This window comes from Burkholderia sp. SRS-25, from assembly GCF_004343765.1.
GTDB lineage: Bacteria > Pseudomonadota > Gammaproteobacteria > Burkholderiales > Burkholderiaceae > Burkholderia > Burkholderia contaminans.
This window is the reverse complement of the sequence record NZ_PTXM01000026.1, coordinates 104,633-126,481: the sequence shown is the minus strand read 5'-3', so window position 1 is coordinate 126,481 and position 21,849 is coordinate 104,633. Positions and strand designations below refer to the sequence as shown.

The 21,849-nt window shown below is 67.3% G+C and carries 20 protein-coding genes; 4 read left to right on the top strand and 16 right to left on the bottom strand.

Annotated elements, in window-relative coordinates; all coding sequences use genetic code 11:
• Positions 1–132: 132 nt before the first annotated feature.
• Positions 133–1,521 carry an adenylosuccinate lyase gene (gene purB / locus C5O79_RS32175; RefSeq protein WP_122473570.1) on the top strand — a complete coding sequence of 463 codons (1,389 nt, stop codon included), beginning with the start codon at positions 133–135 and terminating at the stop codon, positions 1,519–1,521.
• A 76-nt stretch (positions 1,522–1,597) separates the two neighbouring features.
• On the opposite strand, the gene C5O79_RS32170 is transcribed toward purB, so the two are convergent.
• Positions 1,598–3,019: an FAD-dependent oxidoreductase gene (locus tag C5O79_RS32170; RefSeq protein ID WP_122473569.1), complete on the bottom strand. Its 1,422-nt coding sequence runs from the start codon at positions 3,017–3,019 to the stop codon at positions 1,598–1,600.
• 276 nt (positions 3,020–3,295) lie between these two features.
• Here C5O79_RS32170 and C5O79_RS32165 point away from each other — a divergent pair, with 276 nt between their 5' ends.
• Positions 3,296–3,937, top strand: a complete 642-nt coding sequence (locus C5O79_RS32165; protein ID WP_046544932.1) for a TetR/AcrR family transcriptional regulator C-terminal domain-containing protein — start codon at positions 3,296–3,298, stop codon at positions 3,935–3,937.
• A gap of 78 nt (positions 3,938–4,015) precedes the next feature.
• Here C5O79_RS32165 and C5O79_RS32160 read toward each other — a convergent pair whose 3' ends face one another.
• From C5O79_RS32160 to edd, 4 genes are all read right to left on the bottom strand, one after another.
• Positions 4,016–4,519, bottom strand: coding sequence for a gluconokinase (locus tag C5O79_RS32160; protein ID WP_046544931.1), 504 nt, complete (start codon positions 4,517–4,519; stop codon positions 4,016–4,018).
• A gap of 13 nt (positions 4,520–4,532) precedes the next feature.
• On the bottom strand, positions 4,533–5,894 hold the full coding sequence (locus C5O79_RS32155) for a GntP family permease (RefSeq protein WP_046544930.1): 1,362 nt from the start codon (positions 5,892–5,894) through the stop codon (positions 4,533–4,535).
• A gap of 531 nt (positions 5,895–6,425) precedes the next feature.
• A complete protein-coding gene (eda, locus tag C5O79_RS32140; RefSeq protein WP_046544929.1) occupies positions 6,426–7,052 on the bottom strand; it encodes a bifunctional 4-hydroxy-2-oxoglutarate aldolase/2-dehydro-3-deoxy-phosphogluconate aldolase in 627 nt (208 codons plus the stop codon).
• Between the two features lie 19 nt (positions 7,053–7,071).
• On the bottom strand, positions 7,072–8,928 hold the full coding sequence (gene edd, locus C5O79_RS32135) for a phosphogluconate dehydratase (RefSeq protein ID WP_071333915.1): 1,857 nt from the start codon (positions 8,926–8,928) through the stop codon (positions 7,072–7,074).
• 282 nt (positions 8,929–9,210) lie between these two features.
• Between edd and C5O79_RS32130 the strand changes: the two genes are divergently transcribed.
• Positions 9,211–10,059: a MurR/RpiR family transcriptional regulator gene (locus C5O79_RS32130; protein WP_122473568.1), complete on the top strand. Its 849-nt coding sequence runs from the start codon at positions 9,211–9,213 to the stop codon at positions 10,057–10,059.
• Positions 10,060–10,165: 106 nt separating this feature from the next.
• On the opposite strand, the gene C5O79_RS32125 is transcribed toward C5O79_RS32130, so the two are convergent.
• The 9 genes from C5O79_RS32125 to C5O79_RS32085 form a co-directional block, all read right to left on the bottom strand.
• Positions 10,166–10,588 (bottom strand): CopD family protein, encoded by a 423-nt coding sequence (locus tag C5O79_RS32125; RefSeq protein WP_011350935.1) that lies wholly within the window; start codon positions 10,586–10,588, stop codon positions 10,166–10,168.
• Between the two features lie 19 nt (positions 10,589–10,607).
• Entirely contained in the window at positions 10,608–11,879 is a 1,272-nt protein-coding gene (locus C5O79_RS32120) for a glutamate-5-semialdehyde dehydrogenase (RefSeq protein ID WP_122473567.1), read from the bottom strand.
• A gap of 138 nt (positions 11,880–12,017) precedes the next feature.
• A complete protein-coding gene (gene holA, locus C5O79_RS32115) occupies positions 12,018–13,112 on the bottom strand; it encodes a DNA polymerase III subunit delta (RefSeq protein ID WP_122473566.1) in 1,095 nt (364 codons plus the stop codon).
• Positions 13,113–13,130: 18 nt separating this feature from the next.
• Complete coding sequence (gene lptE, locus C5O79_RS32110) at positions 13,131–13,685, bottom strand: LPS assembly lipoprotein LptE (protein ID WP_039361502.1); 555 nt, start codon at positions 13,683–13,685, stop codon at positions 13,131–13,133.
• 39 nt (positions 13,686–13,724) lie between these two features.
• Entirely contained in the window at positions 13,725–16,319 is a 2,595-nt protein-coding gene (gene leuS / locus C5O79_RS32105) for a leucine--tRNA ligase (protein WP_124473190.1), read from the bottom strand.
• A 292-nt stretch (positions 16,320–16,611) separates the two neighbouring features.
• Complete coding sequence (locus C5O79_RS32100; RefSeq protein WP_046544925.1) at positions 16,612–17,073, bottom strand: biopolymer transporter ExbD; 462 nt, start codon at positions 17,071–17,073, stop codon at positions 16,612–16,614.
• Between the two features lie 24 nt (positions 17,074–17,097).
• A complete protein-coding gene (locus C5O79_RS32095) occupies positions 17,098–17,766 on the bottom strand; it encodes a MotA/TolQ/ExbB proton channel family protein (protein ID WP_039361507.1) in 669 nt (222 codons plus the stop codon).
• Positions 17,767–17,784: 18 nt separating this feature from the next.
• The gene (gene dapB / locus C5O79_RS32090; RefSeq protein WP_046544924.1) at positions 17,785–18,582 is read right to left on the bottom strand and encodes a 4-hydroxy-tetrahydrodipicolinate reductase; all 798 of its coding nucleotides are present in this window, start codon (positions 18,580–18,582) and stop codon (positions 17,785–17,787) included.
• Positions 18,583–18,644: 62 nt separating this feature from the next.
• On the bottom strand, positions 18,645–19,463 hold the full coding sequence (locus C5O79_RS32085) for an outer membrane protein assembly factor BamE (RefSeq protein WP_039361511.1): 819 nt from the start codon (positions 19,461–19,463) through the stop codon (positions 18,645–18,647).
• A 142-nt stretch (positions 19,464–19,605) separates the two neighbouring features.
• Here C5O79_RS32085 and fur point away from each other — a divergent pair, with 142 nt between their 5' ends.
• A complete protein-coding gene (fur, locus tag C5O79_RS32080; protein ID WP_006400349.1) occupies positions 19,606–20,034 on the top strand; it encodes a ferric iron uptake transcriptional regulator in 429 nt (142 codons plus the stop codon).
• Positions 20,035–20,203: 169 nt separating this feature from the next.
• Here the strand turns inward: fur and C5O79_RS32075 are convergent, their stop codons facing one another.
• On the bottom strand, positions 20,204–20,722 hold the full coding sequence (locus tag C5O79_RS32075) for an ureidoglycolate lyase (protein ID WP_046544922.1): 519 nt from the start codon (positions 20,720–20,722) through the stop codon (positions 20,204–20,206).
• 14 nt (positions 20,723–20,736) lie between these two features.
• Positions 20,737–21,744 carry an allantoicase gene (alc, locus tag C5O79_RS32070; RefSeq protein WP_046544921.1) on the bottom strand — a complete coding sequence of 336 codons (1,008 nt, stop codon included), beginning with the start codon at positions 21,742–21,744 and terminating at the stop codon, positions 20,737–20,739.
• Positions 21,745–21,849: the final 105 nt, after the last annotated feature.

Below are 21,849 nucleotides of genomic sequence, written 5' to 3'. Positions count from 1 at the left end.
AACGGGCGCCGGCGCGGTATCCGCGCGCGGCAGCGCCCGCCGGCCGCGCGCGACCGGGATCGTCCCGCGCCGATGGTAAAATGCCGGATTCTCCCTCCCCTCGCTCGACCCGGCCCCAAGGCCCGCCCGATCATGTCCGACACTCGTCCCGATACGCTTTTCGCCCTCACCGCGCTTTCGCCCATCGACGGCCGCTACGCCAGCAAGACCGAAGCGCTGCGCGACTGGCTCTCCGAAGCCGCCTTCATGCGCCACCGCGTCACCGTCGAGGTGCACTGGCTGATCGCGCTGTCGCGCGCCGGCTTCGCGGAAGTCCCGCGCTTCTCCGATGCGTCCGAACAGTTCCTGCTACAGCTCGCCGAGCGCTTCACCGCGCACGACGCCGCCCGCATCAAGGACATCGAGCGCGTGACGAACCACGACGTGAAGGCCGTCGAATACTGGCTCAAGGAATCGGTGAAGGGCCAGGAAGAACTCGAAAAGGCCAGCGAATTCATCCACTTCGCGTGCACGTCGGAAGACATCAACAACACGTCGCACGGCATGATGCTCGCCGGCGCGCGTGAACACGTGATCCTGCCGGCGCTGCGCACGGTCTACCAGCGCCTCGTCGCACTCGCGCACGCGCACGCCGAGCAGCCGATGCTGTCGCGCACGCACGGCCAGCCGGCCAGCCCGACGACGCTCGGCAAGGAACTCGCGAACGTCGCGGCCCGCCTCGCCCGTGCGATCACGCGCATCGAGAAGGTCGAGATCCTCGGCAAGATGAACGGCGCGGTCGGCAACTTCAACGCGCATCTGTCGGCCTATCCGGAATTCGACTGGGAAGCGTTCTCGCGCGACGTGATCGAGAACCACCTGAAGCTCACGTTCAACCCGTACACGATCCAGATCGAGCCGCACGACTACATGGCCGAGCTGTTCGACGCCGTGGCGCGCGCGAACACGATCCTGCTCGACCTCGACCGCGACGTGTGGGGCTACATCTCGGTCGGCTACTTCAAGCAGAAGACGAAGGCCGGTGAAATCGGCTCGTCGACGATGCCGCACAAGGTCAACCCGATCGATTTCGAGAACTCGGAAGGCAACCTCGGCCTCGCGAACGCGACGCTGCGCCACCTCGCCGACAAGCTGCCGGTGTCGCGCTGGCAGCGCGACCTGACCGACTCGACCGTGTTGCGCAACATGGGCGTCGCGCTCGGCTACTCGCTGCTCGCGTACGACTCGCTGATCCGCGGCCTCGACAAGCTCGAAGTGAACCCGCAGCGCCTGAACGAAGACCTCGACAACTGCTGGGAAGTGCTCGCCGAGCCGGTGCAGACGGTGATGCGCCGCTACGGGATCGAGAACCCGTACGAGCAGCTGAAGGAACTGACGCGCGGCAAGGGCATCACGCGCGAAGCGCTGCAGGAATTCGTCGCCACGCTCGCGATCCCGCAAGAGGCGAAGGATCTCCTGCTCGCGATGACGCCGGCGTCGTACATCGGCAAGGCCGTCGAACTCGCGAAGCGGATCGCGTAAACGCCGCCGTCTCCGCATGTAAAAAGCCCGATGCGAGCAATCGCATCGGGCTTTTTTGTTGCCTGCCGCTGCGGCATCAGAACGAGATCATCCGCCCCGGGTTGAGCGCGCTCATCACGCTCATCGCGGCCTTCGCGGCGGGAATCGCGATCGGCGACAGCTGGCGGCCGAGCGGAATCGCGCGATGGTCGATGCCGGTCAGCATCGAGAAATCGTCGTTGCGTCCGACGAAATCGTCACAGATCGCCTTCCCGATCCGCACCGTCTGCGCGACGCCGTGGCCGCTCCAGCCCTGCACCATGTACATCGGCACGCGGCCGTCGGTCTTGCGGCTGTCGGTCGCGCCGTTCAACGTGAAGTCGCTGACGCCGCTCCAGCAGTAGTCGAGCGCGAACCGGCCGTCATGCTGCGGGAACACCGTGTTCAGCCGCGTCAGCAGATATGCGTTGACGTCCGGCTGCGCCCAGCAACTGCCGGTGCCCTGCCCGCCGAACAGCAGGCGGTTGCCGCGGACCGGCCGGTAATAGTCGATCTGGAACTGCGTGTCGTACACGGGCATGCCGGCCGGCATAAGCATCGCGACGTCGACGTCGAGCGGCGCCGTCACGCTCACATAGGTAAAGAACGGCACCGTGGTCGCCGCGCCGTCGTCGAGCAGCCGGAACGTCGTGTTGTGCAGCGCGAGCACGACGCCGCGGCGCGCGGTGATCGTGCCGCCCGGCGTCGTCGCGACGACGCCGTCCGGCGTCTCGTCGAGCTCGAGCACCTCGGTGCCCTCGAACAGCGCACCGCCGTTCAGCCGGAAGCCGTGCACGAGGCCGCGCACCAGCGCGAGCGGATGAATCTGCCCGCCGAGCGCGTCGATCGCCGCGCCGTGGTACAGCCCCGAGCGCACGTAGTCGTCATGCAGCTGATGGCGGCCGACGAGCGTCACGCCCGCGTCGCCGAGATGGCGGCGCGCATCCGCGCCGTCCAGTAACGCGCTCATGTGGCCCGGGTGGACCGCCGCGGTGATATGACCGCGCTTGCGATCGAGTTCGAGCGCGTAACGTGCGCCGATCGCATCGATCAGGTCCATCGATTCGGCCGACGCAAAGCGCCACAGCCGCTTCGCGTCGTCGTGCGACAGGTAGTCGATCATGTCGGCGGCTTCCCAGCGCGCGAGGCCGGGTGTCAGTTGCCCGCCGTTGCGGCCCGATGCGGCCGAGCCGACGTGATGCTTGTCGACGAGGATCGTATCGACGCCCGCTTCCGCGAGATGCAGCGCGGCCGACGCGCCGAGCAGGCCCGCGCCGATCACGAGCACGTCGCAGACGGCATCGTGCGCGAGCGGCGCGCTGTTCGCGTGACGCGACAGCGACGCCTCGTACCAGTTCGCCGGGCGCTCGCCGTCGTAGCGGGCCGGGTCGCACCAGTTCCAGTTGTCTTTTTCGATGTTCAGTTGCGTTTGTTCGAAACGCGACTCGCCCTGGATCAGGGGTGTGTTATTGGAAGTCATGATTGCACTTGCATGGTCTTGGGCCGCCTGTCGAAGAGCCTTCTGGCTTCGCGGGTGGGGCAGCCGGTTCCACATGGGTGTCAACGAGAAAAGAGGCGCGATGGCCCGTGTTGACGGCGGGCACGCTCGTGCCGCCTGGATCCCGGACTGTGCGAAAGCACGTATTGAAAGGTGCCGGGACACCCAATTTCTACACCGCAGAAATAATTCTACAGTGTAGAATAAGCTTTCGTCAAGTTTACAGCCGGTGTCGCACCGGCACGCCAGCCCGCATCGATGAAAGACAAACCCGCCCAAGGCCCGCGCGGCCTCGACAAGGATGCGATCGTCGCGGCCGCGCTCGCGCTGCTCGAAGACGTCGGCGAAGCCGCATTCAGCGTGCGCAAGCTCGCGCAATCGGTCGGCTGCGACCCGATGAGCGTGCTGTACCACTTCAAGTCGAAGGAAGGCCTGAGCCGCGCGATCGCGAACGCGCTGTCGCGCTCGCTCGTACCGGTCGATGCCGCGCTGCCGTGGCGCGAACGGCTGCGCGACCTCGCCCGCCAGTACCGCGCGCTCGCGCTGCGCTACCCGGCCGCGTTCGCGCTGCTGCAGCGGCACATGAGTACCGGGCCGGCCGATCTCGCGCACATCGAGGCCGTGCATCGCGCGCTGGCCGACGCCGGCATCCCGCGCGCGGCGCTGCCGTCGGTATGCGTCGGCTGGTATGCGAGCGTGATCGGGCTGGCCGCGGCCGAAGCCGGCGGCCTCACGCGCGCCGCGAACGACGTCGAGCTCGCGGAGATGGAAGCGTTGTCAGACACCGCGCATCCGCTCGTCAAGGCGGCCGCCCCGCTCTATGCGCAGCTCGATCCGGCCGCCGTGCACGACACGATGCTCGACGTGCTGCTCGACGGCATCGCGAAGCAGGCGGCGTGACCGGCCCGCGGCCTCCGCGCCATCAACGAAAAAGGCGCCCGAAGGCGCCTTTTTCATGACGATTGCCGCGAACCGCGCTCAGTGCTGCTGTGCGATGCCGATCTTCAGCATGACCTGATCGACGATCTGTTCGGGCGTCAGCTCGATGCTGACCTCGATCGCTTCGTCCGGGCCCGGCTCCTCGAGCGTGTCGAGCTGGCTCTTCAGCAGCGACGGATCGAAGAAATGGCCGGTGCGGCTCTTCAGGCGCTCGTGCAACATCTCGAACGAGCCCTTCAGATACACGAACCGCACGTCGGTGTCGGTGCCTCGCAGCACGTCGCGGTACGACCGCTTCAGCGACGAGCACGTGAACACGGCCGTCTCGCCCGCGCGCTGCTTTTCCTCGATGGCCGCGCGGATCGTGCGCAGCCACGGCCAGCGGTCGTCGTCGGTCAGCGGAATGCCGTTGTGCATCTTTTCCTTGTTCGCCGCGCTGTGAAACGCGTCGCCATCGGTATAGCTGCACGACAGGCGTTCCGCCAGCATTTCGCCGATCAGCGACTTGCCCGCGCCCGACACGCCCATTGCGATCAGAATCATTGACTACCCCTTGTTACAGAACCACGCTCAGCAGCAGCGTAAAGCTCAGACCGAGCACCGAGATGATGGTTTCAAGCAGCGACCAGGTCTTGAAGGTCTGGCCCACCGTCATCCCGAAATATTCCTTGATCAGCCAGAAGCCGCCGTCGTTCACGTGCGAGAAGATCAGCGAGCCCGAGCCCGTCGCGAGCACGAGCAGCTCCGGCCGGACCGACGCGCCCGACGCCGCCGCGATCGGCGCGACGATGCCGCAGGCCGTCGTCATCGCGACCGTCGCCGAACCCGTCGCGAGACGCATCAGCGCCGCGACGAACCAGCCGAGCAGCAGCGGCGACAGGTTGGCATGCTTCGCGGTCTCGACGATCTGCTGCGAGATCCCGCTGTCGCGCAGGACGCCGCCGAAGCCGCCGCCCGCGCCGACGATCAGCGTGATGCCGGCGATCGGCGCCAGGCACTCGCTGCAGAACTTCTGGATCTGGTCGCGGTTGAAGCCCTGCTTCGCGCCGAAGGTCCAGAAGCTGACCAGCACGGCGATCAGCAGCGCGACGTCGGAGTTGCCGGCGAAGCGCAACAGGTTGTTCGGCAGCGACTTCGGCGTGAACACCAGGTCGGCCCAGCTGCCGACCAGCATCAGCACGACAGGCAGCAGGATCGTGAACAGCGTGATGCCGAAGCTCGGCAGTTCGCGCTTGCGGCCGTCGGTGTTCGTATCGACGAACTGCGCGGCGAGCGGATTGTTTTCCGGCAGCTTCACGAACTTCGAGATCGTCAACGCGAACAGCGGGCCCGCGATGATCGCGGTCGGCACGCCGACGACCAGGCCGAGCGCGATCGTCTTGCCGATATCGGCACCGTATTGCTGAACAGCCAGTAGCGCGGCCGGGTGCGGCGGGATGAGCCCGTGCACGACGGACAGACCGGCCACCATCGGCAGGCCGACGACGAGCAGCGACTTGCCGGTGCGCTTCGCGACGTTGAACGCGATCGGGATCAGCAGCACGAAGCCGACTTCGAAGAACACCGGCAGGCCGACGATGATCGCGACGAACATCATCGCCCAGTGGATGTTCTTTTCACCGAACCAGTCGATCAGCGTGGTCGCGATCCGTTCGGCGCCGCCCGATTCGGCCATCATCTTGCCGAGCATCGTGCCGAGGCCGACGACGATCGCGATGTGGCCGAGCGTACCGCCGGTGCCCGTCTCGAACGACTTGACGATCTTGTCCATCGGCATGCCGACGACGAGGCCCAGGCCGAGCGAAACGATGATCAGCACCAGGAACGGGTAGATCTTGAAGCGCGCGATCATCAGGATCAGCGCGGCAATCGCGATCAGCGTGAATACGAGCAGCATGCTGCCTTGGACAGCCCCCATGTGGCACTCCTCCTAGAATTGTTCGAACCGGGCGAGTTGTTGCGAGTATGCCCGGCTATGCAGGTCTCCGAAACACGGGGGGTACCCACCCCGTCAGGACGCTGAATTTTACTTATCTTTGCGGCCCGCGGATAGAACCGGTTCCATCAGCAAAAACCCTCGGAAAAACAAGCACTAACGCTCGCTTTCCGAGGGTTAAGGGCCTGTTCGCGCCAGTAACGGGCTTGCGCTGGCCGCCAGAAGGGCCGAGCGCAAGGAATGCGACGAAGCGAATACTCGACGTATTCGCAAGGCGCATGACGCCGCGATCGGCCCTTCTGGCGGCCAGCCCGACGAATGATTGTTCCATAAACAGGGGAACGAGCCTCTCCGCCCACATTGCGGCGTCGTTCGTCGCTTGTTTGGCTCGGCCAAACGGCGCTCCTCACTCCTTGCACGCGCCCAAAGGAAGTCCCCTTGGGGGACGGGCGGAGAGGCTCGTTCGCAAGCCCGTTACTGGCGCGAACAGGCCCTTATCATCTCGTACAAGTCTTAACGGGGAAGCTGGCTCGCGGCTTGCGCGAGGCGCGTGACTTCGGCCCAGTCCTGCGCGGCGAGCGCGGCTTTCGGCGTGAGCCACGAGCCGCCGACGCACACGACGTTCGGCAGTTTCAGGAAATTCGGCGCGGTTTCGACCGTGATGCCGCCGGTCGGGCAGAACTTCAGTGCCGGGAACGGGCCGTGGAACGCCTGCAGCATCGGCACGCCGCCCGCCTGCTGCGCGGGGAAGAACTTCACGATCTCGTAGCCGAATTCGAGCGCCTGGATGATGTCGCTCGGCGTCATCACGCCCGGCAGCAGCGGCAGGCCCGCGTCGAGCGACGCGAGGTGCAGCTCCTTCGTCAGGCCCGGCGACACGCCGAACTTCGCGCCCGCGCGCTTCGCCTGCTCGCAATGCTCGGGCTTCGTGATCGTGCCGACGCCGACGACGATGTCGTCCGCGAGCTGGCTGGCGCGCTGGATCGCTTCCAGGCCGGCCGGCGTGCGCAACGTGATCTCGAGCACCTTCACGCCGCCTGCGTGCAGGGCACGCGACACGTTTTCGCCCTGCTCGACCGAGTCGAATGCGAGCACCGGAATGACCGGGCCCAGCTTCACGATTTCAGCAATCGTCTTCATAGAATTAGCTCCTTGAAATTCATGCGGCGACGTGGGCGGCCGTTTCGCCGACCAGCGCGCCAAAAACCGATGCGCCCTGCTCGGCCGGCGCGGCGGCCGCGCGGAACACGCCGAACAGTTCACGCCCGAAACCGACCTCGTTCTCGGCCTGATGCAGCGGCTGCGCGACCGGGCGCGCCTGCCACTCGGCGGCGTCGACCTCGATGTCGAGCACGCCTGCTTCCGCGTCGATCACGAGCGTATCGCCCGTCTTCACCTTGCCGAGCGGGCCGGCCAGCAACGCTTCCGGCGACACGTGGATCACGGCCGGCACCTTGCCCGACGCGCCCGACATGCGGCCGTCGGTGACCAGCGCGACGTGGAAGCCCTGATCCTGCAGCACGCCGAGCAGCGGCGTCAAACGGTGCAGCTCGGGCATGCCGTTCGCGCGCGCGCCCTGGAAGCGCACCACCGCGACGAAATCGCGCTTCAGCTCGCCGCGATCGAATGCTTCCTGCACGGCTTCCTGCGAATCGAACACGATCGCGGGCGCCGTCACCTTGCGGTGCTCGGGCGCGACCGCCGAAATCTTGATCACGCCGCGGCCGAGGCGCCCCTGCATCAGGCGCAGGCCACCGTCCGGCTGGAACGGGTCGCGGATGCCGCGCAGCACCTTCGTATCGTGGCTCTCGGCCGCGCCGTCGACCCACGTCAGCTTGCCGTCGATCAGCTTCGGCTCCTTCGTGTAGTGCGCGAGACCCTTGCCGGCGACCGTCGTCACGTCCTCGTGCAGCAGCCCGCCTTCGAGCAGGTTGCGTACCAGGAAGGCAACCCCGCCCGCCGCGTGGAAATGGTTCACGTCGGCCTTGCCGTTCGGATAGATCTTCGCGAGCAGCGGCACGACCGCCGACAGTTCGTCGAAATCGTTCCAGTCGATCAGGATGCCGGCCGCGCGCGCGATCGCGACGAGGTGCAGCGTGTGGTTGGTCGAGCCGCCCGTCGCGAGCAGCGCGACGATCCCGTTGACGATCGCCTTCTCGTCGATCACGTGGCCGATCGGCGTGTAGTGGCCACGCTCGACGGTCAGGTCGAGCACGCGGCGCGCGGCCTCGGCCGTCAGCGCGGTGCGCAGCGGCGTATGCGGGTGAACGAAAGCCGAGCCCGGCAGGTGCAGGCCCATCAGCTCCATCAGCATCTGGTTGCTGTTCGCGGTGCCGTAGAACGTGCAGGTGCCGTGGCCGTGATACGCGGCCGATTCGGCTTCGAGCAGCGCGTCGCGGCCAACCTGGCCGGTCGCGAACTGCTGGCGGATCTTCGCCTTGTCGTCGTTCGACAGGCCGCTCGTCATCGGGCCGGCCGGCACGAAGATCGTCGGCAGGTGGCCGAACTGCAGCGCGCCGATTAGCAGGCCCGGCACGATCTTGTCGCAGATGCCGAGGCAGAGCGCCGCGTCGAACATGTTGTGCGTGAGCGCGATCGCCGTACCCATCGCGATCGCTTCGCGCGAGAACAGCGACAGCTCCATCCCCGGGTTGCCCTGCGTGACGCCGTCGCACATCGCCGGCACGCCGCCCGCGAACTGCGCGACGCCGCCGTTCTCGCGCGCAGCCGCCTTGATGATCTCGGGGAAATCCTTGTACGGGGCATGCGCGGACAGCATCTCGTTGTACGAGGACACGATGCCGATGTTCGGCTCGCGGATCGCCTTGATCGAGAACTTGTCGTTACCCTCGAGGCCGGCGAAGCCGTGCGCGAGGTTCGCGCACGACAGCGCGCCGCGCGCCGGGAACTTGCCCTGCGCGCCGTCGATGCGCTGCAGATAGGCGGAACGGGTCGATTGGCTGCGTGCGATCACGCGTTCGGTGACCTTCGCCAGAGTGGGGTGCAGCGACGTCATGCTGGGCGCTCCTGTATGCCGGCCGACACCGGCGGTTGGAATCGTGGGGACGGTCGAACACGTCGACGGAACGAAGCCAGTCTAGTAGAAAAACTACAAGCACGCAATGTGGAATCAGTGGTCCGCAACCGTCATTCCCGCTACCAGTAAGGCAATACCTAGTAAAAACCCTAACCCCTCGCTCAGAAGGCACTCCAGGCGCGCTAGTATTTTCATGTAGATTTTCTACAATTCGATTGCGATACACTCGCTCATCCGAACCCGATTTCCGCCTGCCTCCCCATGCTGCCCCGCATTGAAGCGATCCGCACCGAGTTGCGCCCGTCCGAGCGCAAGCTCGCCGACTACATCCTCGCCGCGCCGCGCGAGGTGCTCGACCTCGCGATGACCGAGCTGTCGACGCGCGCGGGCGTCAGCCAGCCGACGATCGCCCGCTTCTGCCAGGCGCTCGGCTGCAGCGGCTTTCGCGAATTCAAGATCCGGCTCGCGCAGAGCGTCGCGCCGGGCGTGTCATCGGTCTATCGCGACGTCGAGCCCGACGAACCGGCGCCCGGCATCATCGGCAAGGTGTTCGACCGCACGATCGGCGCACTGATCGAGGTGCGCAACAGCCTGTCCGCCGGCAGCGTCGCCGATGCGATCGGGCTGCTGTCGAACGCGTCGCGGATCGAGTTCTACGGCGCCGGCGGCTCGGGCATCGCCGCGCAGGACATCCAGCACAAGTTCTTCCGGCTCGGCGTGCCGAGCGTCGCGTATTCGGATCCGCACACGTTCTCGATGTCGTCGGCGCTGCTTGGCCCGCACGACGTCGTCGTCGCGATCTCGAACACCGGCCGCACGCGCGACATCGTCGACGCTGCGCGCTCCGCGCTCGCGTGCGGCGCGAAGGTCGTCGCGATCACGCAGAGCCATTCGCCGCTCGCGAAGCTCGCAACGGTGAGTCTCGCGTCGAACGTGGCGGAAGAAACGGACGTGTTCTCGCCGATGACGTCGCGGATGTCGCATCTCGCGATCGGCGACATCCTCGCGGTCGGCGTCGCGCTGTCACGCGGCCCCGCGCTGATGGAACGGGTCGGCCGTGCGAAGGAGGCGATCACGCGCCGCCGGATCGACGACGGTACGAAGGATTGAGCAGACGCCCGCGCCGATCGCTCGCACGAACCGTAAACGACAAACGGCGCCCCGCGGGGCGCCGTTGCGCATCAGGCAGCGCCGGCAACCGCGCCGGCGAGGTTGCTCAGAACGGCTTGATCACGACCAGCGCAACCGCCGCGAGCATGCCGAGCACCGGCAGCTCGTTGAACACGCGATACCACTTGTCGGTGCGGCGGTTCTCGCCACGCTCGAACACCCGCAGCAGGTGCCCGCAATATGCGTGATAGACGATGAGCAGCAGCACGACCGTCACCTTCGCGTGAATCCAGCCCTGCCCCTGCCCGATGCCGATCGACAGCCAGAGCCACAGCCCGCAGGCCAGCGCCGGCACCGCGATCATCGTCATGAAGCGGAACAGCTTGCGCGCCATCAGCAGCAGGCGACGCACGGCGGCCGGATCGGTCTCCATGGCCAGGTTCACGTAGATGCGCGGCAGGTAGAACAACCCTGCGAACCACGCGGCGATCAGAACGATATGGAACGTCTTGACCCAGAGCATCGCCATCGGTTGTGTGCCTCGCTGTTTACTGGCGGCCTTCGCCGTGTCCGAGCACGACGTACTTCAGCGACGTCAGCCCTTCCAGGCCGACGGGGCCGCGTGCGTGCAGCTTGTCGTTCGAGATGCCGATTTCCGCGCCGAGGCCGAACTCGAAGCCGTCCGCGAAACGCGTCGACGCGTTGACCATCACGCTCGCCGAATCGACTTCGCGCAGGAAGCGCATCGCGCGGTCGTGATCCTCGGTGACGATCGCGTCCGTGTGGTGCGAGCCGTAATGGTTGATGTGCTCGATCGCGGCGTCGAGGCCGTCGACGACCTTGATCGCGAGCACCGGCGCGAGATACTCGGTGTGCCAGTCTTCCTCGGTCGCGTCGACGAGCGGGCCGACGCCCGCATCGGCGAGCGCCGCGCGCGCGGCCGCATCGACGCGCAGCTCGACCTGCTTGTCGCGATACAGCTTGCCGAGCGGCGGCAGCAGCGTTGCCGCGATACCGCTCGACACGAGCAGCGTCTCCATCGTGTTGCAGGTGCCGTAGCGGTGCGTCTTCGCGTTGTCGCAGACGGTCAGTGCCTTGGCAAGATCGGCGCGATCGTCGACGTACACGTGGCAGATGCCGTCGAGGTGCTTGATCATCGGCACGCGTGCCTCGTTGATCAGGCGCTCGATCAGGCTCTTGCCGCCGCGCGGCACGATCACGTCGACGTATTCGGTCATCGTGATCAGCTTGCCGACCGCCGCGCGATCGGCCGTCGCGACGACCTGCACCGCATCCTGCGGGAGACCTGCCGCCTCGAGCCCTTCGCCGATCAGCTTCGCGAGCGCCGCGTTCGACTCGAGCGCTTCGGAGCCGCCGCGCAGGATCGTCGCGTTGCCCGACTTCAGGCACAGCGCGGCCGCGTCGATCGTCACGTTCGGGCGCGATTCGTAGATGATGCCGATCACGCCGAGCGGCACACGCATCTGGCCGACCTGGATGCCGCTCGGGCGGTACTTGAGGTTGCTGATCTCGCCGATCGGATCGGCCAGCGACGCGACCTGGCGCAAGCCTTCGACCATCGTCTTCAGCGCCTTGTCCGACAGCGTCAGGCGATCGACGAACGCGGCATCCAGCCCCTTTTCACGGGCACGGGCGACATCGCGTGCATTCGCATCCTTCAGCACCTGTGCGTCGCGTTCGATCGCACGCGCCACGGCGTCGAGCGCCGCGTTCTTCGCCGCCGTGCTGGCGCGCGCCATCGCGCGGGAAGCGTGCCGGGCGCGACGGCCCAGGTCGGTCATGTACTGATCGATATCCATCGTGTGACTCGAGAAGCGCGCCGCGCTGGGCGGCATGAATTCGTGGGGAAGCGTGAGCGGCGGCGGCCGGAGAGCCGCGCCAGCTATCGAAACATTGTAAGCGGGTTGCGCAGCGCGCGCTGAAGGCCCGAACGGGACTTAGCGTCGCACGCGCCCCGCGGTCGGCGGTCGCTCGCCGCGGGCACCGGCCACCGTCATCGCGAGCTGGAACAGCCCGTCCCACGGATCGGGCGGCGGTTCGTCCTGCGTGCGGCGCCCAGGCGTGACGGCCGTGAGCCCCTTGACCTGACGGTCGAGCTTCGCGGCAAACGCGAGCGCCTTCTCCAGCACGGCTTCGGACACGCGATTCAGCGCGGGGCCGATCAGCCGCTCGCGCGGCCCCCACACGCGGTTCTCGCGCAGCAACGTCGCGAGCGGCTTGCCGGCCGTCGTACCGCGCTTGATCCGCAGCAGCGTGCGTAACTCTTCAACGACGGCCCACATCACGAGCACGATCACCTCGCCCTCGCCCTTCAGCCCGTCGATCATCCGCGCGAGCCGCGCGGCGTCGCCGGCGAGCATGGCTTCGTTCAGCTTGAAGACGTCGTAACGCGCGACGTTCAGCACCGCGTCGTGCACCTGCTCGAACGACAGTGCACCCTGCGGATACAGCAGCCCGAGCTTCTGGATTTCCTGGTGTGCGGCGAGCAGATTGCCTTCGACGCGCTCGGCGATGAACTGCAGCGCGCGCCGCCCGTCCTCGCCGGGCGCAGCGCGCTGGCCCTGCATCGCGAGGCGCTGGCCGATCCAGTTTGGCAGTTGCGCGCGGTCGACCGGATCGATCTTCAGCGCGACGCCGCCGTTCTGCAGCGCGGTGAACCACGCGGATTTCTGCGTGGCCGCGTCGAGACGCGGCAGCGTGACGAGCATCAGCGCGTCGGGGTTCGGCGTGGCCGCGAGCGTCTTCAGCGCATCGGCGCCTTCCTTGCCGGGCTTGCCCGACGGAATGCGCAGCTCGATCAGCTGGCGCTCGCCGAACAGCGACATCGCCTGGGTCGCGCCGAGCAGCACGCTCCAGTCGAAGCCGCGCTCGACCGTATGTACCGAACGTTCGGTGAAGCCGGCCGCGCGCGCTGCCGCACGAATGCGGTCGCACGCTTCCTGGGCGAGCAGCGGCTCGTCGCCGTAGACGGTATAGAGCCCGGCCAACCCCTTCGCGAGGTGCGGCTCCAGCGCATCAAGTCGCAGTTGCATCGATACGTGCGCCGTCGATCAGAGCGGCGGCGGCGGCAACGGCGCGCGCGGTGCGACGCCCGGTACCACGTCTTCCGGCGCCGGCGTCAGCGAATGGACGATCGCGAGACGCCGCATCAGCTGGTCGACCGCGTCGTTCTGCATGTCGCCGTAAAGGATGTCGGCTTCCTGCGCCTTCGCGTTCGTGTACTGGTCGCTGTACGTCATCGCGCGGTTCAGCGCGATCGCGCTCGGCGGGATCAGCACGGTGCCGTCCTTGCTCGTCAGCGTGTAGTTCAACGTGTAGAACAGCGCATATTCCTGCGCGGAGCCGTACTTGTTGAGCGTCAGCGTGTTCTGCCCGCGCGATTCCCACATGCGCAGCACGGCGTCGGCGTCGTCCGCCGACTTGACGATCTTCGTGTCGCTGCCGGCCTCGACGAGGCGCACGAGACGCGCCTCCACCGGTGCCGGCGCGCCGGCGATCAGCAGGTGCTTGAACGCGTAGTCCTGCTGGCCGCGCAACTGGAAGCCGCATGCCGACAGCGCAACCGCGCTGCCGACAGCAAGCATCAAAAACGATCTGCGGATCACCTTCGCTCCTTCTGGGGTAGTCCCGACGGCCAGCGGCCGTCAGACGACGATGTTCACGAGGCGGCCCGGCACGACGACGATCTTCTTCGCCGGCTTGCCGTCGCTGAACTTCGCGAACGCGTCGTCGGCCACCGCCGCGGCTTCGATCGCCTCGCGGCTCGCGTCCTTCGCCACCTTCAGCGCACCGCGCACCTTGCCGTTCACCTGCAGCACGAGTTCGATCTCGGCCTGCTCGAGCGCGGCCTCGTCGACCTTCGGCCACGGTGCGTCGAGCAGTGGACCGAACTCGTCCGCGTAGCCCAGCGCCTTCCACAGCTCGAAGGTGACGTGCGGCACGACCGGGTACAGCACGCGCAGCAGCACGCCGTACGTTTCACGCAGCACGCCGGGCGTCGCGCCCTTCGCGCCGTCGATCGCGTTCAGCATCTTCATCGCAGCCGACACGACCGTGTTGTACTGCAGGCGCTGGTAGTCGAAATCGGCCTGCTTCAGCACGCTGTAGATCTCGCGGCGCAGCGCCTTGTCGGCTTCGCCGAGCGTGGCCGCATCGAAGCCCGCGCGCGCGGCGAGCGCTTCGCGGTTCGTCGCACCGAAGCTCCACACGCGGCGCAGGAAGCGGCTCGCGCCCTCGACGCCCGCACCCGACCACTCGAGCTGCTGCTCGGGCGGTGCGGCGAACATCGTGAACAGGCGCGCGGTATCCGCGCCGTACTGGTCGATCAACAGCTGCGGATCGACGCCGTTGTTCTTCGACTTCGACATCTTCTCGATGCCGCCGAGCACGACCGGCTGGCCGTCCGCGTTCAGCGTCGCGCCGACCGGGCGGCCCTTGTCGTCGTGCGTGACGGTCACGTCGAGCGGGTTGTACCAGGTCTTCTTGCCGGAAGCGTCTTCGCGGTAGTACGTCTCGTTCAGCACCATGCCCTGCGTGAGCAGGTTCTTCGCCGGCTCGCCGAACTTCACGAGGCCGAGGTCGCGCATCACCTTGGTCCAGAAGCGCGAATACAGCAGGTGCAGGATCGCGTGCTCGATGCCGCCGATGTATTGATCCATCGGCATCCAGTAGTCGGTGCGCGCGTCGACCATCGTCTCGGCGTCCGGCGCCGTGTAGCGCGAGAAGTACCACGACGAATCGACGAAGGTGTCCATCGTGTCGGTTTCACGCTTGGCTGCCGCGCCGCACTTCGGGCACGCGCAGTTCAGGAACGCTTCCGACTTCGCGAGCGGGTTGCCCGAGCCGTCCGGCACGAGGTCCTCCGGCAGCACGACGGGCAGATCCTGCTCGGGCACCGGCACGTCGCCGCACGACGGGCAGTGGATGATCGGGATCGGCGTACCCCAGTAGCGCTGGCGCGACACGCCCCAGTCGCGCAGGCGCCACGTGACCTGCTTGTCGCCGAAGCCGCCGGCCTTCAGGTCGGCCGCGACCGCGTCGACCGCATCCGTATAGCGCAGGCCATCGTACTTGCCGCTGTTCACGCAGACCGCGGTTTCCTTGTCGCCGTACCACTCCTGCCATGCGTCGAGCGAGTACTGCTGGCCTTCGGCCGAGATCACCTGCTTGATCGGCAGGTCGTATTTCTTCGCGAACGCGAAATCGCGCTCGTCGTGGCCCGGCACGCCCATCACCGCGCCTTCGCCGTAGCTCATCAGCACGTAGTTGCCGATCCACACCTCGACCGGCTCGCCGGTCAGCGGGTGTGCGACCGAGAAGCCCGTCGCGACGCCCTTCTTCTCCATCGTCGCGACGTCGGCCTCGGCGACGCCGCCGCGCTTGCATTCGTCGATGAACGCGAGCAGCTCGGGCTTGTCCTGCGCGAGGCGCGTGGCGAGCGGATGCTCGGCCGCGATCGCGCAGAACGTGACGCCCATGATCGTGTCGGCACGCGTCGTGAACACCCGCAGCAGCTTCTTCTCGCCGTCGAGTTCATACGGGAAGCCGAAGTTCACGCCGAAGCTCTTGCCGATCCAGTTCTGCTGCATGATCTTCACGCGCTCGGGCCAGCCGAGGCCGTCGAGGTCGTTCAGCAGCTCATCCGCGTACTGCGTGATACGCAGGTAGTACATCGGGATCTCGCGCTTCTCGACGAGCGCGCCCGAACGCCAGCCGCGGCCGTCGATCACCTGCTCGTTCGCGAGCACGGTCTGGTCGACCGGGTCCCAGTTCACGGTGCCCGTCTTCTTGTACGCGATGCCCTTCTCGAGCATCTTCAGGAACAGCCACTGGTTCCACTTGTAGTAGTCGGGCTTGCACGTCGCGATTTCGCGCGACCAGTCGATCGCGAGGCCCATCGACTGCATCTGGCCCTTCATGTAGTCGATGTTGTCGTAAGTCCACTTCGCGGGCGGCACGCCGTTCGCCATCGCGGCGTTCTCGGCCGGCATCCCGAATGCGTCCCAGCCCATCGGCATCAGCGTGTTGTAGCCGTTCATCCGCAGATAGCGGTACATCACGTCGTTGATCGTGTAGTTGCGCACGTGACCCATGTGCAGCTTGCCGGACGGGTACGGCAGCATCGACACGCAGTAGAACTTCGGCTTCTGCGAATCTTCCTGCGTCTTGTAGGCATCGGCTGCGCGCCAGTCGCCCTGGGCGGCGGCTTCGACGTCGGCGGGTACGTATCTCTCGTGCATGGTGTGGTTCGGACTAGGCTTTAAGCGACGCGACGGCGCGCGCGCAGGAGTGGATCGAAAATCGTGCTTGCCCGGCGGACCTGCAGGTTCGCTGTTGCCGGACCTGTTCGCGGTTTCCGGGCATTTTCCGGGTAACCCGCAGCATGCCCGGGTAGCCTGGAAAATTCCGGGTTACCTGAAAAAAGCCTGCCAACCGGGAAAAACGTTGATTATACCGCCCGCGCCGGCCCATTCGACCGGTCTTGCGGCGTGCGGCCCGATCCCGCGGCGGGGACGGGCCCGCCGGCTCCGCTCAGCGGTTGGCCGGCACGGCAGGCGCCGCCGCGGAACCGCCCGCCTGCGGCGGCACGTCGGTCACGAAACCGATTCGCGTGAGACCGGCGGCCTGCGCGGCGCCCATCACCTGCGCGATCACGTCGTAGCGGGTCGCGCGCGACGCGCGCAGCCTCAGCTCGGGCGGTGCGCCGCCCGCGGCGGCGGCCCGGAAACGCGCGGGCAGCGCATCGAGCGCGACCGGTGAGTCGTCCCAATACAGCTTGCCCGCATCGTCGATCGACAAGGTGACGGATTGCGGCGTGTCGCGTGCGACGCCGGCGGCGACCTTCGGCAGGTCGAGCCGGATCGCGTGCGTCATCAGCGGCGCGGTAATGATGAAGATGACGAGCAGCACCAGCATCACGTCGATCAGCGGGGTCATGTTGATCTCCGCCATCGGCGCGGACGTCTTGTGGTGCTCGAGTCCGCCGAATGCCATGGTCGCTCCTTCGGAATGGGTACGTCAGGCTTCCTGCGCGCACACGAACACGTGCAGGTCGCGCGCGAAGCCGTCGAGCTCCTCGGCAAGCTGCCGCACGAGCCGCCCGAGGATGTTGTAGGCCAGCACCGCGGGAATCGCGACGACGAGACCGAACGCGGTCATGATCAGCGCCTCGCCGACCGGCCCCGCGACGTTCTCGATCTGCGCCTGCCCGCTCGCGGCGATGCTGCCGAGCGCGTGGTAGATGCCCCATACGGTGCCGAGCAGCCCGACGAACGGCGCGGTGCTGCCGATCGACGCGAGCAGCACCTGGCCGAATTCGAGGCGCCGCTGCGAACGCAGCATCGCGTGCCGCAACGCGCGCAGCACGCGTTCGCTGCGCTCGACGCGCGCGGCCAGGGCAGCCGGATCGTGGTCGTCGGCCGCATCGCGCGCGGCTTCGGCGAGCGGCACGAACACGCGCTCGCGATCGGCGCCGGCGAGCGCGGCGATGCCCGCGTCGAGCGACGACGCGCGCCAGAACGCGGCGAGCGCGCGCGGCCCCTGCCGTTTCGCACGGACCAGGAGCCAGGCTTTCATGAGGAGGAAGCACCAGCTGGCGACGGACATCGCCAGCAGCACGTAGGCGACGGCGTGCGTGATCGCATCGCCGCTTTCGAGGTAGTGGACAACGCCGGTGGGTATCGCCATCGGAGTTTCCCCGTGGTGTCAGCGCAGGCCGAGCACGTCCTGCATGTCGAACAGGCCGGCGCCGCGCGCCGACAGGAAGTGGACCGCGCGCAGCGCGCCCTGCGCATACGACACGCGGCTCGACGACTTGTGCGTGATCTCGATGCGCTCGCCGATCCCGGCAAACAGCACGGTGTGATCGCCGACGATGTCGCCGCCGCGCACCGCGGCGAAGCCGATCGACGACGGATCGCGCTCGCCCGTCACGCCGTGGCGGCCGTACACCGCGCAGTCGTCGAGCGAGCGCCCGAGCGCGCCGGCCACGGCCTCGCCCATCATCAGCGCGGTGCCCGACGGCGCGTCGACCTTGTGGCGGTGATGCGCCTCGATGATCTCGATGTCGTAGCCGTGCGAGAAATGCTTTGCCGCGAATTCGAGGAGCTTCAGCGTGACGTTCACGCCGACGCTCATGTTCGCCGCGAACACGATGCCGATCTTGCCTGCCGCGGCCTGCAGCTCGGCCTTCTGCTCGGCGGTGAAGCCGGTCGTGCCGATCACGAGCTTCACGTCGTGGCGCAACGCGGCCTCGACATGCGCCATCGTGCCTTCCGGACGCGTGAAATCGATCAGGGTGTCGGCCTGCGCGAACACGGCGTCGAGGTCGGCGGTCAGCTTGACCCCGGTTTCCTTGCCGAGGAACGCGCCGGCGTCCTGGCCGAGGAATGGCGAATCGGCGCGGTCGAGCGCGCCGACGAGCTGCGCGTCGGCATCGTTGAGAACGGCTTCGATCAGCATCCGGCCCATTCGGCCCGATGCCCCGGCAATCGCAATCTTCATGGCTTTCTACACGACAGGTCTAAAGACGGGCGGCGCACGCCGCCCGGTTTCCGCACGCGGACTTACTGTGCCGGCGCGGTGAGCGGCTGGTTCTGCAGCGTATCGGAGCCTTGCGGGCCGACCGGCGGCGATGCCTCGTTCGACACGTTCGGCTGCGGCGGACGATGGAACTGGAACTGCGGCTGGATCGCCGGAACCGCGCCCGGCGGCTGGCCGCCCGGCACCGGCGCACCGCCGGCAGCCTGCGTGGACGGCGCGAACCGCCGTGCGGCCGTGCCCTGACCCGACACCTGGTTCGTCGCACGGTTCGCCGCGCGAGCGGCCTGCGCGTTCGCATCCTGGTCGACCGCCGCACCGGACGCCGGCGCGGTGGACGGGCTGGCGACAGCCTCCGGCGCCGGCGCGCTCGCGGCCGCTTGCGCGGCGCTCGCGGCGGCGGCAGCCTCGGCGGCCTTCTTCGCCGCTGCGGCCGCCTTCGCCTTCTTGCCGCCGCGGTCGCCGTCGATGTCGGCCAGCAGGTCGAGCTCCGAAGGGAGGTTGTCCGCCCCCGTCCAGCTCGCCAGGCGATCGCCCGAGAACGTCACGACGAGATCGCGCTGCTGGACGACTGCCGTCGAGCCGCGCTTGAAGTAGAAGAGGTAATCCCAGCGGTCGGCGTGGAACATGTCGGCCAGCAGCGGGGTGCCGAGCAACGCGCGCACCTGCTCGCGCGACATGCCGACCTGCAGCTGCGCGGCCTTCTCCTGCGACACGAAGTTGCCTTGCACGACGGTGATCCGGTAGGGGGTGATGCTCTGCGCGATGCGCTGCGTCACGCTGTCGTACGACGAACAACCAGCCAGCGCGGCAACGGCGGCGGCAGCGATGATGACACTCCGCATGCGGCTCCTCTGAAAGTGCGAAAGAGATTCTGGAATCATTTCCCTCACCGTGCAGGCCCGCCTCGCAGGCCGCGCGTGTTTCTGGAACGGCGAAAAGCCGGTAACATTGAAGCCCTGCATTGTACTCTAGGGATGCCTAGCCATGACCAATCCGACGGATCTCAAGAATATCGGGCTAAAGGCCACCCTACCGCGCCTCAAGATTCTCGAGATCTTCCAGCAAAGCCCGGTGCGCCACCTGACGGCAGAAGACGTCTACCGGAACCTGCTCAACGAGCAGCTCGACATCGGGCTGGCCACCGTCTACCGCGTGCTGACGCAGTTCGAGCAGGCCGGCCTGCTGTCGCGCAGCAACTTCGAATCCGGCAAGGCCGTGTTCGAACTGAACGAAGGCTCGCACCACGACCACCTCGTGTGCCTCGATTGCGGCCGCGTCGAGGAATTCTTCGACGCCGAGATCGAAAGCCGCCAGCAGGCGATCGCGAAGGAGCGCGGCTTCCGGCTCCAGGAGCACTCGCTCGCGATGTACGGTTCCTGCACGACCGAGAACTGCCCGCACCGCAAGCACTGATTCGCGCGCCTCGCGCATGCAGCACGGCCCGGCCGGCATCTCGCCGCCCGGGCCGTGTTCATTTCGGGATAACGGTACCGCGTGAATCGTGCGCCCAGGCTTTCGAAAACCCTTCGACATCCCCGCCCGGGCTGCCGTCAGGCTGCCGAAACCGGGCGCCGCCCTTGCGTCACGCCGTGCAGGCCGGCTCGAACTCGAGCGCCCACGCGCGCTCGAGCGGGATCTCGTCGCAGTTCGGCTGCGGCCCGCCGCGATCGACGATCACGAAATCGCTGACCGCGTCGAGCGCGAGCAGCGGATGGTGCCAGACGCCCTTCGCATAGTTCACGCCCTGCCAGCCTTCCGCGAGGAACGCGCGCATCGCGTCGGGCCGGAATTCGCCGGCCGGCGCGACGACGATCGCGTAGCGCGACACGGCCGCGAGCGGGATGAACGCCTGGCTGCCGTGCGGATGGCGCTCCATCAGCGTGACCGCGACCGGCAGCGCGCGCGGCTGGGCGCGGAACACGCTGACGAGCGGGCGGCCACCGTCTGCGCATACGTCGATCGTCGCGAGATCGTGGAAGCGCTCGGTCGTGCCGCCGTTGATCGGAAAATGACGCGCGCCTTCGAGCGCGATCACGTCGCCGAACGGCGCAAACGCTTCGCGCGTCAGGCGCTCGACGCGCAGGATCCGGGATTCGCTCATGCCCTTGCCCTCCTTCAAGCCGGCTCGCCCCACAGACGCAGGCGCGACACGCCACCGTCCGGGAAGATGTTGAAACGCACGTGCGTGACGGGGCCGAGCGCGGCAAGCTGGTCGAACGTGTGGACGTGGTCCATCTGCAGCTTCTGCTCACCGAGCAGTTCGGCCCAGAACATCGCCTGCGTGACGAGCGAATCGTCGGTGCCGCCCGCGACCCGCGCGGCCTGCAGCGAGCAGCGGTCGGGGAAATTGCCCTTGAAGAACGCGGTATCGACCTCGACGCGCCGGATGATGCCCGGCCGCGCGAGCGCGACGATCGCCCAGTCGTTGCCGGGCTCGCGGCGGCGCCGCGTTTCCCAGCCGTCGCCCATGTTCACGCCGCGCCCCGGCATCAGCATCTGCGATGCCGGGCCGAAGTGCTGGTTGTTCGCGGCCACCAGGTAACCGCCGTTCTCGATCGCCGCGAGATCCACCAGCTCGCCGGCCGGCACCTGGCGCCAGTCGCGCTGCGGCTGGCCGTACACGCGCAGCCGTGCGAGGCCGCCGTCCGGGTACAGGTTCACGCGCAGGTGCGTATAGGGCTGCGCATCGTCGACGCTCACGTAGTGATGCGAATTACCCTGCAGCGTCGTCGCCGGGACGATCGGGCGCCATTGCGCGTCGTCAGGCGGCATGTCGCCTTCGGCGACGCATGCGTCGATCGACGCGGCCGGCGGGAAGTTGCCGGTGAAGTGGCTCGTATCGAGGTCGACGCCATGGATCACGCCCGGCCGCGCGAGCCGCACCACGCAGAAGTCGTGGCCGGTCGTGCGCTTGCGGCGCGTTTCCCAGCCGTCCATCCACTTGCCGTGGTCGTCGTACTTGCCGGGGATGAACACGGCCGGCTCGGGATTCAGCATGCGCTCTTTCGGCGCGAAGAATTCATCGCTGGCAAAGAGCGCCTGCGCCCCGACGCGCGGGTCGGCGAGGTTCATGTAACGCCGCGTGAAGGCAGGCGCATTCGGATCGAGGATGGGGGCTGCCATGTCGTCTCCTGATGTTTGATGGCGTGCCGGCACATCGAGGCGCCGGCAGCATGAATTCGGTTGCGCGGGACGACCAGGGGAAGCCGCCCCGCGCGGGGGGTGCGC